General features: G+C 64.8%; 17 protein-coding genes, 1 tRNA gene and 1 pseudogene. 7 read left to right on the forward strand and 12 right to left on the reverse strand.

The genetic code is table 11. From position 1 onward, the window contains the following. Window position 1 precedes the first annotated feature (1 nt). The 3 genes and pseudogenes from B4383_RS12440 to B4383_RS12450 all read right to left on the reverse strand — a co-directional run bounded on the left by B4383_RS12440 (window position 2) and on the right by B4383_RS12450 (window position 2,210). Window positions 2–1,216 (reverse strand): hypothetical protein, encoded by a 1,215-nt coding sequence (locus tag B4383_RS12440; protein WP_078321077.1) that lies wholly within the window; start codon window positions 1,214–1,216, stop codon window positions 2–4. Between the two features lie 335 nt (window positions 1,217–1,551). Continuing rightward, window positions 1,552–2,076: pseudogene (locus B4383_RS12445) on the reverse strand (MspA family porin); the annotation flags it as partial. A 43-nt stretch (window positions 2,077–2,119) separates the two neighbouring features. Further along, window positions 2,120–2,210 (reverse strand) — tRNA-Ser (locus B4383_RS12450). A 345-nt stretch (window positions 2,211–2,555) separates the two neighbouring features. Between B4383_RS12450 and B4383_RS12455 the strand changes: the two genes are divergently transcribed. Beyond that, on the forward strand, window positions 2,556–2,837 hold the full coding sequence (locus B4383_RS12455) for a hypothetical protein (RefSeq protein ID WP_078290630.1): 282 nt from the start codon (window positions 2,556–2,558) through the stop codon (window positions 2,835–2,837). A 190-nt stretch (window positions 2,838–3,027) separates the two neighbouring features. Continuing rightward, complete coding sequence (locus B4383_RS12460) at window positions 3,028–3,360, forward strand: hypothetical protein (protein ID WP_078290631.1); 333 nt, start codon at window positions 3,028–3,030, stop codon at window positions 3,358–3,360. Window positions 3,361–3,419: 59 nt separating this feature from the next. Here B4383_RS12460 and B4383_RS12465 read toward each other — a convergent pair whose 3' ends face one another. Further along, window positions 3,420–3,878 (reverse strand): nucleoside deaminase, encoded by a 459-nt coding sequence (locus B4383_RS12465; RefSeq protein WP_078290632.1) that lies wholly within the window; start codon window positions 3,876–3,878, stop codon window positions 3,420–3,422. Continuing rightward, a complete protein-coding gene (locus B4383_RS12470) occupies window positions 3,875–4,405 on the reverse strand; it encodes a tRNA adenosine deaminase-associated protein (RefSeq protein ID WP_078290633.1) in 531 nt (176 codons plus the stop codon). Before B4383_RS12470 ends, B4383_RS12465 begins: the two co-directional genes overlap by 4 nt. 71 nt (window positions 4,406–4,476) lie before the next feature. Here B4383_RS12470 and B4383_RS12475 point away from each other — a divergent pair, with 71 nt between their 5' ends. Then, complete coding sequence (locus tag B4383_RS12475; protein WP_078290634.1) at window positions 4,477–5,436, forward strand: prephenate dehydrogenase; 960 nt, start codon at window positions 4,477–4,479, stop codon at window positions 5,434–5,436. Here B4383_RS12475 and B4383_RS12480 read toward each other — a convergent pair. Then, window positions 5,433–5,981: a putative glycolipid-binding domain-containing protein gene (locus tag B4383_RS12480; protein WP_078290635.1), complete on the reverse strand. Its 549-nt coding sequence runs from the start codon at window positions 5,979–5,981 to the stop codon at window positions 5,433–5,435. The two genes, B4383_RS12475 and B4383_RS12480, sit on opposite strands and share 4 nt — an antisense overlap. 99 nt (window positions 5,982–6,080) lie before the next feature. After that, on the reverse strand, window positions 6,081–6,890 hold the full coding sequence (locus tag B4383_RS12485; protein ID WP_286143806.1) for a class I SAM-dependent methyltransferase: 810 nt from the start codon (window positions 6,888–6,890) through the stop codon (window positions 6,081–6,083). A gap of 92 nt (window positions 6,891–6,982) precedes the next feature. Here B4383_RS12485 and B4383_RS12490 point away from each other — a divergent pair, with 92 nt between their 5' ends. Continuing rightward, entirely contained in the window at window positions 6,983–7,645 is a 663-nt protein-coding gene (locus tag B4383_RS12490; RefSeq protein WP_078290637.1) for a helix-turn-helix domain-containing protein, read from the forward strand. On the opposite strand, the gene B4383_RS12495 is transcribed toward B4383_RS12490, so the two are convergent. The 5 genes from B4383_RS12495 to B4383_RS12515 all read right to left on the reverse strand — a co-directional run bounded on the left by B4383_RS12495 (window position 7,577) and on the right by B4383_RS12515 (window position 11,714). After that, window positions 7,577–8,335, reverse strand: a complete 759-nt coding sequence (locus B4383_RS12495; protein ID WP_078290638.1) for an ABC transporter permease subunit — start codon at window positions 8,333–8,335, stop codon at window positions 7,577–7,579. The two genes, B4383_RS12490 and B4383_RS12495, sit on opposite strands and share 69 nt — an antisense overlap. Then, entirely contained in the window at window positions 8,332–8,985 is a 654-nt protein-coding gene (locus B4383_RS12500) for an ABC transporter permease (protein ID WP_078290808.1), read from the reverse strand. Before B4383_RS12500 ends, B4383_RS12495 begins: the two co-directional genes overlap by 4 nt. A gap of 1 nt (window position 8,986) precedes the next feature. Next, the gene (locus B4383_RS12505; RefSeq protein WP_078290639.1) at window positions 8,987–10,093 is read right to left on the reverse strand and encodes an ATP-binding cassette domain-containing protein; all 1,107 of its coding nucleotides are present in this window, start codon (window positions 10,091–10,093) and stop codon (window positions 8,987–8,989) included. 4 nt (window positions 10,094–10,097) lie between these two features. Then, a complete protein-coding gene (locus B4383_RS12510; RefSeq protein ID WP_078290640.1) occupies window positions 10,098–11,030 on the reverse strand; it encodes an ABC transporter substrate-binding protein in 933 nt (310 codons plus the stop codon). A 63-nt stretch (window positions 11,031–11,093) separates the two neighbouring features. Beyond that, window positions 11,094–11,714, reverse strand: coding sequence for a TetR/AcrR family transcriptional regulator (locus B4383_RS12515; RefSeq protein ID WP_078290641.1), 621 nt, complete (start codon window positions 11,712–11,714; stop codon window positions 11,094–11,096). Between the two features lie 59 nt (window positions 11,715–11,773). On the opposite strand from B4383_RS12515, the gene B4383_RS12520 reads away from it, so the two are divergent. The 3 genes from B4383_RS12520 to B4383_RS12530 all read left to right on the forward strand — a co-directional run bounded on the left by B4383_RS12520 (window position 11,774) and on the right by B4383_RS12530 (window position 14,139). Then, entirely contained in the window at window positions 11,774–12,556 is a 783-nt protein-coding gene (locus B4383_RS12520) for an SDR family oxidoreductase (protein WP_078290642.1), read from the forward strand. 28 nt (window positions 12,557–12,584) lie between these two features. Then, window positions 12,585–13,667 carry a dihydrodipicolinate reductase gene (locus B4383_RS12525; protein WP_078290643.1) on the forward strand — a complete coding sequence of 361 codons (1,083 nt, stop codon included), beginning with the start codon at window positions 12,585–12,587 and terminating at the stop codon, window positions 13,665–13,667. A gap of 103 nt (window positions 13,668–13,770) precedes the next feature. Further along, a complete protein-coding gene (locus B4383_RS12530; protein ID WP_078290644.1) occupies window positions 13,771–14,139 on the forward strand; it encodes a lipopolysaccharide assembly protein LapA domain-containing protein in 369 nt (122 codons plus the stop codon). Window position 14,140 lies beyond the last annotated feature (1 nt).

Raw genomic sequence — 14,140 nt, forward strand, 5'->3', positions numbered from 1 at the left:
TTTAGGTGCGGCAGTAGCGGTTGTTATTGGAGGGCAGCCGGGAGGTGTCCACGCCTGCGGTGACGGGTTGGCACAGCGGGTCCGTCAAGAGGTTTTCTTTGGACCAGGCGGCGTGGCCGTTGGCCACTGCCAGGCAGGTGTCGTATTGGTCGCCGGTTTGTCCGAAGGCGGCGGTGCATTGGGCGGACATGTTGGCGAATGCCTGGTTCTTACACACGTCGGCCGAACCACGGGCCGGGGCCACGTCTAGGCACATGGCCTGGCGCTGGCATGATCCGAGGAAGCTGGCGGTGCGGCCGTCTTCGGAGCGGTACTCGTTGGGCCCCGACAGGCACGTGTTGGCGTGCCGCTGGCTGTATAGGGCGGCATCGACGTTCGCGGGCCGCAGCGCCCCTGCCGGATCGGATACGTAATCGGTTGGCGGGGCGATGATTTGCGCCGCCTTGACCGCCTCGGGCGGGCCACCGCCCTCAGGCAGGCCGTCCCAATCCGAGGCCAGGGCGCCCGTGGCCGGAATACTGGAGGCTCGGTAGGCCAGGGTGATGGTGATGGGGAACGCGAAGATATCGGCGGGCCCCATCTCCAGGCGCAGGTTGGATTGTTGATAGACGTAGTCGCCGTGGATCACCGGGGTGACCCGTACTGGATTGCCTTTGGCGTCGCGGGCGACCGGGACACTTACGGTGGCAATCGCGGTGGCGGGATGGCCCGGGGAAGCGTCGCTTTCAACTAGCACCGTGTTGACGCCCTGGCGCACATGGGTGCCCTCGGGGACTCGTAGCCCGAAGGTGAAGTCCTCGGGCGCGAAAATAGTGCGGCGCACAATGTTCACGTCGGCACCGCCCCCGGCGAATGGGGTGATCCGGTAATCGGTATCGGGGGAGGTGAATGTCGCATTGCCCCCGTCACCCCACTGGGCTGCGGTGAGTTCTCGCTCATGCGGCAAATGCAGTGTGACGGTCTTGTTGCCGATCGCTGTCGGCAACACCGTGCCGTCCGTGGCGGACGGTGAGATGGTGGCGTTGGAGCGTTCCCGTGCTGCCGCTAACGGCGGGCCAACACCAGGCCCCAAACCCAGCGGGGTGTTCGTTTTCGCTTGCGCCCCACCAATGTTCTGCACACGGGGCATGTCGTCGGGTTGGGCCACCGGATACGGTATCGGCTTCGGCGGCGGCACACCAGGATCGGCGGAGGCGCGCGTGGCGGTGTCAACCATGATCGCCGAGGTGACAACCAGCACACCCAGCACAAGCGCGATCCAGCTCCGGCGATGCTGGCGGGAACCGACTCGAATGTATGTGCTGGAGGCAGAACGCTCTGCAAGACGACGGCAAGTCATGATCTGCGCCATCTCCCCCAAGCTCCCCACTGTCGACCGGGCCCATTTCCTCGTCGCCGTCCAATCGAGAAAACTTACGATGGCGGAACTAGGCTGTTCAATGGCACCATATGACGGCTCAGCTAACTTGTCAACCAGATTGGCCAAGGTTTCACCGGGCGCCGACCCCTCACCGGCACCCGGGCGTGCAGCAACAGCCGCCTGACTGGTCATCACAGGTCTTTCGGTTCGCCGTAGAGCGTCTGAGTGTCGTTGCCGTTCTCCGTGCGGATGCGGAACGTGGCGAAGGATTGGATCTTCACCTGACCGCCGCAGCCGTCAGCTTCGACGTTCTGGGTCCGCACCCGCGAGACGGCTTTCATATTGCGAAAGTTGATGCGGTCCATCGGTAACCGCGCCAAACCGCCAGGTTTGAGTAGGACGCGCATGTAGCCGCCGATATGTTCCTGCGCCCCAAGAGAACCCCCGACCGAGCCGCCGCCGAAACCGCCGCCACCCCCGCCGCCACTGGAGCCGCCGTTGCCGTAGCCGACTCCGTATACCTGTCCATTGACCTGCTGCGAAAGCGTGAGGCCGAGGTCGCCGCCCGACTCCACCCCCGACGAGGAGTCGGTACGGCAGCCTACGAAATACCCCGTCTCTAGCTCGGCATCCTGGATCACGGCCTTGCCCTGACCGGTGATCGTTGCTTCGGCCCGATAGGACACGTGCGCCTGCCAGGAATTAGAGGCTCCGGCGAACATAAAATACCCCCAGACTGCGCTAACAGTCAGAGGGTAATGGCGGTGGCGGAGGGATTTGAACCCTCGGACGGGGGTTACCCGTCACACGCTTTCGAGGCGTGCTCCTTAGGCCGCTCGGACACGCCACCGCCGAAGAGACTACAGGCAGGCCGGCCCGATCCCCCAATCGGCTGACCGGGCAACCGGCGACGGGCGCACCCGCCGCCGCAGGCGAAAGCGATATATCGCGCTATCACGCGGCAGCGTTAGCAAGGCGCCTTCCATATGCGTGAAGTCGCATGGCTGGCAGGAAACTCGCAGCGTGCTGTACGAAATCAGCGGCGTGGCTCCAAGGAAAGTGGCCTTCCATCGTGCTTGTGCAGGTTCTCGCTGGCATCGCGGCATCCGTCTCTCGGGGCGGGCGGACGCCGTCTGGCGATCAGCGAGACCGGCACGAGCAGATCGACACCATCACGATGAGAAGGCCCCGACCAATGAAACTTCTTGTAGGCATCGCAGCATCCGCGGCCATTGTCGCGAGCGCGCTCGGCCTCGCGGCGACCGCCGATGCGGCACCGGCACTCCCCGCCCCCGACTACCACTGGTGCCCGGGCGAGTTCTGGAATCCCATCTGGGGATTCAACTGGGAACTCGGCGAATGCCACGACGACTGGCATCGCGACCGCGACGGCGACTGGCGCGACAATCGCGGTGACTGGCATGACCATGACCGCGGAGACTGGGGACGCGGCCACGATCGCGGCTGGAGGCCCTAGCCCAACGTCATCGAGAAACAACCCCACCCGCCGGACTCACTCCAGCCGGTGGGATTGTTTGCCATGTGTCACTAAAGCGCAATGAACAACCTGTTCCATATGTACGAAATATCTTGGTTGACAGCATATTTACAGCGCACTGTACGCATAGCACACGTTGATTGCCAGCAAATAATGCTTTGCTTACTTTATGAAAATTCTCGTTGGACTTGCCGCTTCCGCAGCCATAGCCGCAGGCGGGCTCGGCCTCGCCGCCACCGCCAATGCCGCCCCGGCTCCAGAGCTTCCGGCGCCCACGTATCACTGGTGTCCCGGCGAGTTCTGGAACCCGATCTGGGGCCTCAACATGAACTGGGGCGAATGCCACGCCGACGGCATTCTCGACCGCGACCGTCCCGGCGACTGGCGCGGCGACGACGGTCGCTGGCGCGACAACGGCCCCGGCCCGGGGGACAACCGCGGACCCGACCGCGGACCTGATCACGGCCTAGGCCGTGGCCCCGGCAACGACTGGCACCGCTAAACCTCCCGAATCGGCCCGTCCGGCGTGCGACCCCGACTCATCAGCGCCGGGCGGGCCACCTACCTTTTCGCTGCGAAGAAGCTCTCAAGCAGGGCCGCGCACTCATCGGCGAGCACGCCGCCGCGCACCTCCGGGCGGTGCGCCTGCCGACGGTCCCGCACCACATCCCACAGTGATCCCACGGCTCCGGTCTTGGGTTCCCAGGCCCCGAACACCACGCGACTAACCCGCGCAAGCACCAACGCGCCGGCGCACATGGTGCATGGCTCGACGGTCACCGCCAGCGTCGCCCCCTCCAGCCGCCAGCCGTCACCATGCTTCGCGGCGGCCTCGCGCAACGCGAGAACCTCGGCATGTGCCGTCGGATCGCCCAGGCGTTCACGAGCATTGGCGGCGCGAGCCAGCTCTGTTCCGTCTGCGGCATAGATCACCGCACCGATCGGCACATCGTCGGCACCGGCCTGCCCGGCGGCCACCAGCGCCGCGCGAATCAGCGCCTCGTCGTCCGGAAACGTCACCGATCCAGCTTGTCGAGCACCGCACCGAACTCGTCGGCGAAGCCCATGCGCGCCGCGATCATCCCGAGTTGCTCATCGGGATAGAGATCCGTCTCACTGAGGATCACACTGAGTACCGGCTCGGGCAGCCCGATATCGGAGAGCAGGCCCAGATCGCCTTCCTCCCACGGATCGACCTCGGCGAGCTCATCGGAATCGAGCTCCGGGACAGGAATATTCAACCGGTCGAGCACCTCGGCGGCAATGTCGTAGTCGATGGCCGCCGTGGCGTCGGAAATGAGCAGATGCGTTCCCGAGGGTGCCGGGCGAATAATGATGAAAAATTCCTCATCCACATCCAGCAGGCCGAACACTGCACCGGCGCTGCGTAGTTCGCGTAGCTCGGTTTCGGCAGCCGCCAAATCGGTGAGCGCTCCGGTCTTCAAAGACGTCACCCGCCAGTGACCCTCTTCACGAACGACGGCCACGCCGAAGCCCTCCAGGCTTTCGGCGCTGGGCCCTGCGGCCTTGGCACGTTGTGCGTCCATGGGCAATACGCTAGTGCCCCACCCCGTGTTGTGACCACAAACAACTTGGTCACGTGTGCCAACCTGATGGGATGAACGCCGCCGAACACGACCACCAACGCCCTCCGATCTGCGTACTTGGCCTCGGGCTCATCGGCGGCTCCCTGGTCCGCGCGGCCACCGCCGCAGGGCGGCACGTCTGGGGGTACAACCGTTCCGCGGAGGGCGCAGACGCCGCACGCGCGGCAGGTTTCGATACCACCGCCGATCTGGATCTGGCGTTGCGGCGTGCCCGCAACGCCCAGGCTCTCATCGTGCTCGCGGTACCGGTCCCGGCCTTGCCCGCACTCCTGACGCGCATCGCGGAGCTGGCCCCCGAATGCCCGCTCACCGACGTCACCAGCGTGAAATCGGCTGTATTACAACAGGTATCCGAGCACGGCCTGGCGCAACGATTCGTCGGTGGCCATCCCATGGCGGGGACCACGGAGTCGGGGTGGGGCGCCGGGGACGCCAAGCTCTTCCGCGACGCGACCTGGGTCGTCAGCGTCGACGACGACGTCGATCCGCAGGTGTTCGCACAGGTGACACGGCTGGCGCTGGACTGCGGATCGGTCGTGGTCCCGGCACGCTCGGACGAGCACGACGACGCCGCCGCCGCCATCTCGCATCTGCCGCACCTGCTCGCCGAGGCCCTGGCCGTCACCGCCGACGGGATCCCGCTGGCGTACTCCCTGGCTGCCGGATCGTTCCGGGACGGCACCCGGGTGGCCGCCACCGATCCGTCGCTGGTGCGCGCCATGTGCGAATCCAATCCGCATGGCGTGCTGCCGGCCCTCGAAGAGGCCATGGCGCTGCTCGCGGCGACGTGGAACACCCTGAACGCCGAGAGCTCGGTGGAGCTGCTGGTAGAGGCCGGTCACGCCGCGCGGCAGCGGTACGAAGCACACGAACGGTTCGACATCACCGGTATCAGCCGGGAGGACGCTCATTGGCGCGAGCAACTGGCCGAGGCCGGGCGGCAGGGCGGTGTGCTGCGGACCGTGCCCTAGATCCGGATAGCCAGACCGGGGTATTCCAGCAGGAATCCCTCGTCATCGACAGTGACGGTGGTGTCGGCGACCGGCGAGACCACCTTGATGCCCGTGCCGTCGTTGCGGTAGCTAATGGTGGCGGGGCTGACGACCAAATCCGGGAGGGTCACGTAGACAACGGGCAGCACTGCGCTTCCTTCCTGCTGGTAGAGGCCGGTCCGACGGATCGGAAGTGCGTTGAAGAAGGGGCTGAACACCACGTCGACGTCCAGAGCCCCGTCGAAGGCGGAGCGCGTCGCGCCCTCGTGGTTCTGCACGGTCCACATGCCCTCTTCGTCCCGGGCGATGGACAGCTGCCGTTCCCTTTCGGCAACGGTGGTCGACAGCGACAGCCGGTTGGTGGAACCCGTCTCGTCGGTCACCAGGTCGTATGAGGCGCTGAAAGCGGGATGAGCGTCGGATGCGCCGGCCACAAAACGGCCATGCGCACGGATGCGCCGGCCCGACAGTTGGACCCGGGTGGATTCCATACGCGACGCGTCATGGGCGCGCCAGGTCAGCACGGCAGGACCGGTCGCCGCGTCAGTCTGACTGGGGTTACTCACCCGTCTACCGTAGGCGACCGCGCAAATTGAGCCCTCGTGAGCCCTTTCTGCCTCCGATCACCCCCGCTTGTGCGCGACGTAGAGCAGGTACTCCCAGTCCATCACCAGTCGTCCATCGCCGCGATCGTGTCGTCGTGCCAGCTCGACAAGTGCGTCATCGAGTTCGGCGGTCTTGCCCGCGTCATCCGCGATTGCCGCGTAGACGGTGATCGTCGGCCCGTAGCAGGCCTTGAAGAAGTCACGGAACTCCTGTGCGGTGGCGAACCGGTCGACCGTCAGCATCCGCCGCTCCATGGTGACTTCGATGACCCGGTCCGCAAGGAGTGTTCGCACATGGGCCGCGTCTCCCCACAACGGGGGCGGTTGCGCGCCGGGCGGTGGAGCGTCCGCGAACGGTTTCATGGTCGCGAACATGTGGCCGATGAATCCCTGCGGTGTCCAGTTGATCAGGCCGATGGTTCCGCCCGGCCGACAGACGCGGATCAGTTCATCCGCGCTGGCCTGGTGCCGCGGGGCGAACATCACCCCGACGCAGGACACCACGACATCGAACTCGTCGTCGCCAAACGGGAGCGCCTGCGCGTCCGCGACCTGCCAATCGATTTCGGTGCCGGCCGCAGCGGCCACGGCGCACCCCGCATCCAGCAGCTCGGGAGTGATATCGGAAGCCACCACCTTCGCGCCGGCGGCCGCCGCGGGGATCGCCACATTCCCGGATCCGGCCGCGACATCCAATACCCGGGCACCGGGGAGCACGCCGGACTCCTTGACGAGAACCGGGCCGAGCGACGCGATCACCTCGGAAGCCACCGCGGCGTAGTTGCCCAGTGCCCACAACGAAACTCCTTGGGCTGTCTCTGCGTTCATGTACATACGCTAGAAGGATCACCGCCCCGCGGGCTAGTACAAGATCTGTACTGGGGCTGTTCACCGTGACGTCGGCGGCCTACCGTTCATCCATGGGTGCGTCGTACTACCAATTCTGCCCCGTCGCCAAGGCGATGGAGCTGCTCGACGAGCGCTGGACACTGCTGGTCGTGCGTGAATTGCTACTCGGCAGTGAGCATTTCAACGATATTAGACGCGGAGTGCCGCGAATGTCTCCGACGCTGCTGTCCAAGAGGCTGGACCGGTTGGTGCGCGCCGGAATCGTCGAACGCCACGACAACCGCTACGTACCCACGGACGCCGGTCGTGAGCTGCGGCCCGTTGTCGAGATGCTGAGCCAGTGGGGAATCCGGTGGATCGGCGAAATCGGCGACGAGGATCTGGATCCTAAACTGCTGCTCTGGGATATGCGCCGCCATGTCATCGGCAGCGCGGTCCCCGAGGGCCGAACGGTGCTGCACTTCCACTTCGGCGATGTCACGGCGGATAAGCGGCACTGGTGGCTGATCATCACGCCCGAGGCAGCCGATCTCTGCGATGCCGACCCCGGCTTCGACGTGAACATCGGCGTGACGGCCCAGCTGCGCAGCCTCACTCGAGTGTGGCGCGGTGACTCCGCGTGGTCGGATGCGTTGCGGTCCGGCGAGGTGGCCTTCAACGGGCCATCAGGGTTGTGCCGCGGGCTGCCGGCCTGGTTCGACCCGCCCCTCTACGCCGGTGTCCCCCGCCCCTGAGTCGCCGGTGAGATCGCGCGGAGCCGGTCGCAGCCTCCCGGTGCCCGGGGCTGACAGCCACACCGCGAAGGCAAGAACCGCGTCCAGCAGCAGGGCCAGCGCGGTCACCAGGAGGGCGCCGACCAACGCCAAGTGAAACTGCCGGACCTTGATGCCGTCGATGAGGTACCGGCCCAGCCCGCCGAGACTCGCGTAGGCGGCGACGGTCGCGGTCGCGACGATCTGCAACGTCGCTGTCCGCAAGCCCGACAGGATGAGCGGTAACGCGTTGGGTATCTCGACACCGAACAGCACCTGGCGTTCAGTCATCCCCATGGCACGCGCCGCCTCCACCACCGTGCGGTCCACGTTCGCGATCCCGGAGTAGGTTCCCGCCAGCAGCGGCGGCACCCCCAGCAGCAGCAACGCGACGGTCGGCGGAACCAAACCCAGACCCCACAGCAGCACACCCAACAGCAGCACACCCAGCGTCGGCAGCGCGCGTAGCGCATTTACCGCGCTGACTACCAGAAACGTGCCGCGGCCGGTGTGCCCGATGACCAGACCTATCGGCACCGCGATGAGCACCGCGGCCAGCAGGGCGATCGCGGTGTACTGCAGGTGCTCACCAATCCGCGTGCCCAGCCCGCTGTTGCCCGTCCAATGGGACGCGGTGAATATGTAGCCGAGTGCATCAGAGAGAAAGTTCACACTGCACCAACGGCTTTCGTCGCTCTGGTCCATGGCGTCGCCGCGCGGCCGAGGACCACCAGGAGCGAATCCACGACGACGGCCAGCAGAAAGATCGCGATGATCCCGGCAACGATCTGGCTGCTCTTGTTGGCCTGGTAGCCCTCGGTGAACCAGGTACCCAGGCCACCAATGCCGATCACCGAGCCCACCGAGACCATCGAGATATTTGTGACGGCAACGACTCTCAGGCCCGCCACCAACACCGGTATGGATAGCGGCAGCTCGACCCGGACCAGGCGGGCCAACGGCCGGTATCCCACCGCGGTGGCCGCATCACGCACCTGTGGGGCAATGGCGTCGAGCGCCTCCGGTACGGCACGGATCAGCAGCGCGGTGGTGTACAGCGTCAGCGCGACCATCACATTGGCCTCGTCGAGTATCCGGGTGGGAATGATGAGGGGTAACGCCACGAACAGAGCCAGCGACGGGATGGTGAACACGATGCTGGCTATCACCGTGGTGACCCGCCGTACGGTCCGGTGCCGGTGAATCAGTGCGCCACAAGGAATCGCGATGGCCAACCCGATGAGGACGGGGACCAGTGACAGCCGCATATGGATCAGTGAGAGCTGCCAGGCGTCGCCGAGATGGGTGAAGAGATAACGCATCTCACCGCTGCCCGGTACGGCGCTGCCGATCCAGTGCGATGAGGACGTCATCCCCGCGAACGCCCCCGCGAACGCGGCCGTCCGCATCGGTAGCCACACCCAGCCCGGATGGCGAGGACAGTGCGGCATCGAGAGCCTGCCGCAATGTCCCGTCCGGACCGAATAATGAGCCGCCCGCTATCACGCTGTCGTATAACGACTTTCCCGACCGGTAGACCTCTGCCCCGGCATCGTCCATCCAGCCGAATGGCGTGCCATCGGGATTGCAGACAAGCACCCAGCTGCGCGGGGCGATGATGAGGTCGGGGACCTCTGTTTCAACGGTCTGCCTGATCTCGTACAGCGGCAACTCCCCCGCCTCGCGGAACTGCAGGCTTCGATAGCCCCGATCACGCCCGATGAATCCGGCGACGAAATCGCTTGCCGGGTTGGATAACACCCGCTCAGGCTCGTCATACTGCTGCAGCACCCCGCCAGGCCCGAAGACTGCGACCTTGTCCCCGAGCTTGACGGCTTCGTCGATATCGTGCGTGACAAAGACGATGGTCTTATTGAGTTCGGCCTGGAGGCGCTGCATCTCGGCCTGCAGGTCATCGCGCACATTCGGGTCGACGGCACTGAAGGGTTCATCCATCAGCAGGATCGGCGGGTCAGCGGCAAGTGCACGCGCCACCCCGACACGTTGTTGCTGGCCTCCCGAGAGCTGTGCCGGGTACCGGCTGGCCAGTTTTGGATCGAGCCCCACCCGTTCCAAAACGTCCAGAGCCGCCTTGCGGGCAGCACGCCGGGATTCGCCGCGCAACACCGGCACTGTCGCAACGTTGTCGACCACACGCTGATGCGGCATCAGGCCTGCGTTCTGGATGACATATCCGATACCCAGCCGCAATTTGACCGGATCCACCGTCCTGACATCTTCTCCGTCGACGATCAGCACACCGGAAGTCAGGTCGGTCATCCTGTTGATCATCCGCATCGAGGTGGTCTTGCCGCATCCCGATGGCCCCACGAACACCGTGAATGACCCCTTGTCGACGTGCATGGTGAGATCGTCGACCGCGGTAGTCCCGTCGGGGTACTTCTTGGTGACATTCTCGAAGGTGATCACGCGATCAGTTCCCTATCGGTTTATCGAAACCCTTGTCCATCAACCACTTCTGCGCAGCCTCCTTGGGGTCGACGCCGTCGTTGCCGGATACCGCAGCGTTGAGCCTGGTCAGGTCCGCGGTGGTCAATCGTGCGGACAGTGCGTCGAGCACCTTCTTCAACTTCTCGGATTTCTTCTGCGCGTTGACCAACGGCACCAGATTGCCGGCCGGAAAAGTGAACTTGGGGTCGTCCAACACCACCAGATCATGCTCGGCGATGGCGGGTGAGGTGCTGAATATGTTGGCCGCGGTAATCGTTCCGTCCAACAACGCCCTGACTGTCGCCGGTCCGCCGCCATCGCTGATGGCCACGAACCGCGACTCCGGGATGTCCAGGCCGTAGTTCGCCTTGAGTCCGGCCAGGCCGACGCTGCGGTGCAGGAATTCCGAGGGCGCACCGACCTTTACCTCCTCCGAGTGCGCTGCGAGATCGGCGATGGAGTGCAGATTCCATGCGTCGGCGGTGGCCCTGGTGACGCACAGCGTGTCCGCGTCCGAGGCCGGCGAGGGCGACAGAATGTCCAGATCGCCGTCGAGCGTGCGTAACAGCGCCAGCTCGACGTCATCGGGCTTGGTGGCGGTGGCCTCCGGCTCGAAGTAGCGCAGCAGATTTCCGGTGTAATCGGCGATGAGATCGATCGAATGATCCTTGACCGCCGGGATGTACGTCTCGCGGCTACCGATGCCCAGCTGCTTCGTGATGTGAAAGCCGTTGGTCTGCAATATCTGTGCATACAGCTCGGCCACGACTTTCGATTCGGGGAAGTCGGCCGAGCCGACGATCAGCGTATTGAGGTCGCCCGAAAGGGGTCCTCCGCCCAGGGGATTGGCGTTACCGCAGCCGCTGAAGACAACCGCGGCCATGACGGTGGCGAGGAGTCGTGCAGCCCTGCGCATTCTCCGACAGTAACCGGGCAACCGTCACCTCGCCCGGCTTTACCGTCACGAAGATTCCGGTGGCTAACCAGTAGGGGTCGTGGTTTCCGGAGTTCCACCCGGCCCAGCCAAGAGCTCTGGCAAATATTTGATAACCGCCTCCGCCTGCTCATCGGGAAGCAGCTGACGAGCGAGGACATTCGCTCCGATGATCATCAACATCGTGGCGTTGGCCCGATCGCGCGCCTCGTGCTGCCCGATCTCCGGACGCTGCGCGCGCATCACCTGCGACAGAAGTTCGGCACCCGTCTCGCCGAAGCTTGCCCACAGCGCCTGCCCCAATTCGGGATCGGTCCGCATCTGGCCGAGAAGCGCGGGTGCGGCCGCGATGACATCCGGCCGTTCGAAGAGTTCGGCTGTGTACGAGCAGGATTCCCGGACCCAGTCGCCAACTCCCGCGGCGGCGCTCATCTCCCGGGTGGGCGCCGTCCAACCGAAAACCGCCTCGAACACCAGGTGCGCGCGCGAGGGCCAGCGGCGGTACAGCGCCGGCTTGCCCACTCCGGCGCGCTCGGCGATCGCAACCATGGTGGTGGCGTCCCAGCCCTGCTCCACCAGAAGCTCACGCGCAGCAGCAAGCGCCTTGGTGTCGATATCGGAGCTGCGGCGGCGGCCCCTGCCTACGGGTAACTCATCGGTGCTCATTGCAAATATCGTAACACTGTGTAACGTTGAGGTGTGGGTCACAGAGAGAAAGGCAGCCGATGACAGGACTTCTTTCCGGAAAAACGGTGGTGATATCCGGTGTAGGCACTGGATTGGGCCGCGAGGTCGCGCTCAAGGCGCACCAAGACGGCGCGAATGTAGTGCTCGGCGCGCGGACCCGGGAAAACCTCGAAAAGCTGTCCGCCGAACTCGATGATTCGGGCGGCACCGCCGCGTGGGCCGTCACCGACATCACCGACGCACAGGCGTGCCAAGGCCTCATCGACACGGCCGTCGAGAGGTTCGGCGCGGTGGACGCACTGGTGAACGTCGCTGCCAAGGAGGACGTGTTCGGCGGTATCGAGGGTGCGGATCTGGCCCAGTGGCAGGCGATGCTGAGCACGAACGTCGTCGGCACGCTCCAACTCGTTCAGGCGGCCGTACCGGAGCTGAAGAAGAACGGCGGGTCGGTGGTCTTCATCGGTTCACAATCGGCATTTCATCCACAGCTGCCCCAGGCCGCGTATGCGACGTCCAAGGGAGCCCTACAGAACGCCATGTATCAGCTGGCAAAGGAGCTCGGGCCGCACAAGATTCGGCTCAACATGGTCGTGCCGACCTGGATGTACGGGCCACCCATCCAGCTGTACATCGGTCTGGTCGCCCAGCAGCGCAGCATCACGGAAGCGGAGGTGCTGGCGGAACTGACGGCCAAGTTCCCCCTGGGCGAGATGCCCGCCGATGAAGACGTCGCCGACGCGGTGGTGTTCTTCGCATCCGACCGGGCACGCATGGTGACCGGGCAGACCTTATTCGTCAATGGTGGGGAGTTTTTCCGATGAGCGCTTACGCGAAGAGAGTGGGTAGAGCATGAGTGATAAGTATCCCGTCATCGTCTGGGGCACAGGGGTTGTCGGCAAGCTGGTGATCCGCGAACTATTGGACCATCCGGTATTCGAGCTGGCCGCCGTCCTGGTACACGATCCGGCCAAGGACGGCGTGGACGTGGGGACCCTGGTCGGCAGCCACCCGATTGGACTGGCGGCCACCACCGATATCGACGCCGCGCTGGGCACCGAGGGCACCGTCGGGTACTTCGGACCGACGGCACAGTACGCGCTGGAAAACATCGACAACATGTCCCGGGCGCTGCGCAGTGGGCACAACGTCGTCTCCACCGCGATGACGCCGTGGGTGTACCCGCAGGTGTGCCCGCCCGAGATGCTGACCGATATCAAGCAGGCCTGTGAGGACGGTCAGACCTCCTGTTTCACCACCGGTATCGACCCCGGCTTCGCCAACGATCTGTTCCCGATGACCCTGCTCGGCGTGGGCGGACGGGTCGATTCTGTTCTGGTACAGGAACTCCTCGACTACCAGTACTACAACGGTGATTTCAGCATGCCGATGGGACTGGGCGCGCCCATGGACCAACCGGCGGTATTGGAGATCCCCGAGGTGCTGATCCTGGCATGGGGCCACACCATTCCGATGATCGCCGACGCCGTCGGGGTCAAACTCGACAAGATCGATACCGTCTACGAAAAGTGGGCGACGCCAACCGAGATCGCCTACGGCGCGGAACCCAACACGGGCACCATCGAGGCGGGTCATTGTGCCGCAGTGCGATTCGAGATCCGCGGCTGGGTGGGCGGTAAGCCGAAGATCGTCATCGAGCACGTCAACCGGATCACCAATGACACCGCACCGCATTGGCCGCGGGCACAGTCGGTCGACAACGACGCGTACCGCATCGAGATCAAAGGCAGCCCGAACATCACCCAGGAGACGGTGTTCCGAGACGAACGCACCGGTGATGGCGCGATCGGCGGCTGCCTTGCCACCGGGATGCGGGCCATCAACGCGATACCCGCGGTCATCGACGCTAAACCTGGCTTCCTGACGCCGCTGGATTTGCCGTTGATCGCGGGCCAAGGAACTATCCGCGCCTGACCTGCGCCAAGCGGCGGCTTTTCGCGGTATCCACTGGGCGTTCTCCGCGAAAAACCGACCGTGGGCGCTTGCAATAACCGCCTATGTAGCAAATGATGAACGTATGACCAGTGACCCCGGTACGACTCCGGACTCTCCGGTTGCCGATGCATCTATCGACGTCCCCGTTGGAGAGCAGGCGCCTCTGCCCCCCGCGAAGGCCGTCAAGAAGGAAGATGCGGTCAAGCGGACCCGTGCGGCGGCGACTTGGACCGGCGTCATCCTTGGCCTGTTGATCCTGATTCTGCTGCTGGTGTTCATTCTGCAGAACCTGACGGACACGACCACCCACTTCCTCTCGTGGGAGATCCAGATGCCTCTGGGCATCACGGTGTTGTTCGCGGCCATCACCGGTGCAGCGCTCACCGCCCTGGTCGGTGGGGTGCGCATCATCCAGCTGCGCCGCGCGGCAAAGAAGAACCTGAAGGCCTAAG

This window comes from Mycobacterium sp. D16R24 (assembly GCF_002013385.1).
In the GTDB taxonomy this organism is placed as follows: domain Bacteria; phylum Actinomycetota; class Actinomycetes; order Mycobacteriales; family Mycobacteriaceae; genus Mycobacterium.

Excerpts from the sequence above, each read along its gene's own strand:
- B4383_RS12440 (WP_078321077.1), bottom strand. The coding sequence starts at position 1,216 with ATGGTTGACACCGCCACGCGCGCCTCCGCCGATCCTGGTGTGCCGCCG.
- B4383_RS12510 (WP_078290640.1), bottom strand. The coding sequence starts at position 11,030 with ATGCGCAGGGCTGCACGACTCCTCGCCACCGTCATGGCCGCGGTTGTC.
- B4383_RS12490 (WP_078290637.1), top strand. The coding sequence starts at position 6,983 with ATGGGTGCGTCGTACTACCAATTCTGCCCCGTCGCCAAGGCGATGGAG.
- B4383_RS12500 (WP_078290808.1), bottom strand. The coding sequence starts at position 8,985 with ATGCGTTATCTCTTCACCCATCTCGGCGACGCCTGGCAGCTCTCACTG.
- B4383_RS12530 (WP_078290644.1), top strand. The coding sequence starts at position 13,771 with ATGACCAGTGACCCCGGTACGACTCCGGACTCTCCGGTTGCCGATGCA.
- B4383_RS12485 (WP_286143806.1), bottom strand. The coding sequence starts at position 6,890 with ATGAACGCAGAGACAGCCCAAGGAGTTTCGTTGTGGGCACTGGGCAAC.
- B4383_RS12475 (WP_078290634.1), top strand. The coding sequence starts at position 4,477 with ATGAACGCCGCCGAACACGACCACCAACGCCCTCCGATCTGCGTACTT.
- B4383_RS12525 (WP_078290643.1), top strand. The coding sequence starts at position 12,585 with ATGAGTGATAAGTATCCCGTCATCGTCTGGGGCACAGGGGTTGTCGGC.
- B4383_RS12455 (WP_078290630.1), top strand. The coding sequence starts at position 2,556 with ATGAAACTTCTTGTAGGCATCGCAGCATCCGCGGCCATTGTCGCGAGC.
- B4383_RS12460 (WP_078290631.1), top strand. The coding sequence starts at position 3,028 with ATGAAAATTCTCGTTGGACTTGCCGCTTCCGCAGCCATAGCCGCAGGC.
- B4383_RS12470 (WP_078290633.1), bottom strand. The coding sequence starts at position 4,405 with ATGGACGCACAACGTGCCAAGGCCGCAGGGCCCAGCGCCGAAAGCCTG.
- B4383_RS12515 (WP_078290641.1), bottom strand. The coding sequence starts at position 11,714 with ATGAGCACCGATGAGTTACCCGTAGGCAGGGGCCGCCGCCGCAGCTCC.
- B4383_RS12520 (WP_078290642.1), top strand. The coding sequence starts at position 11,774 with ATGACAGGACTTCTTTCCGGAAAAACGGTGGTGATATCCGGTGTAGGC.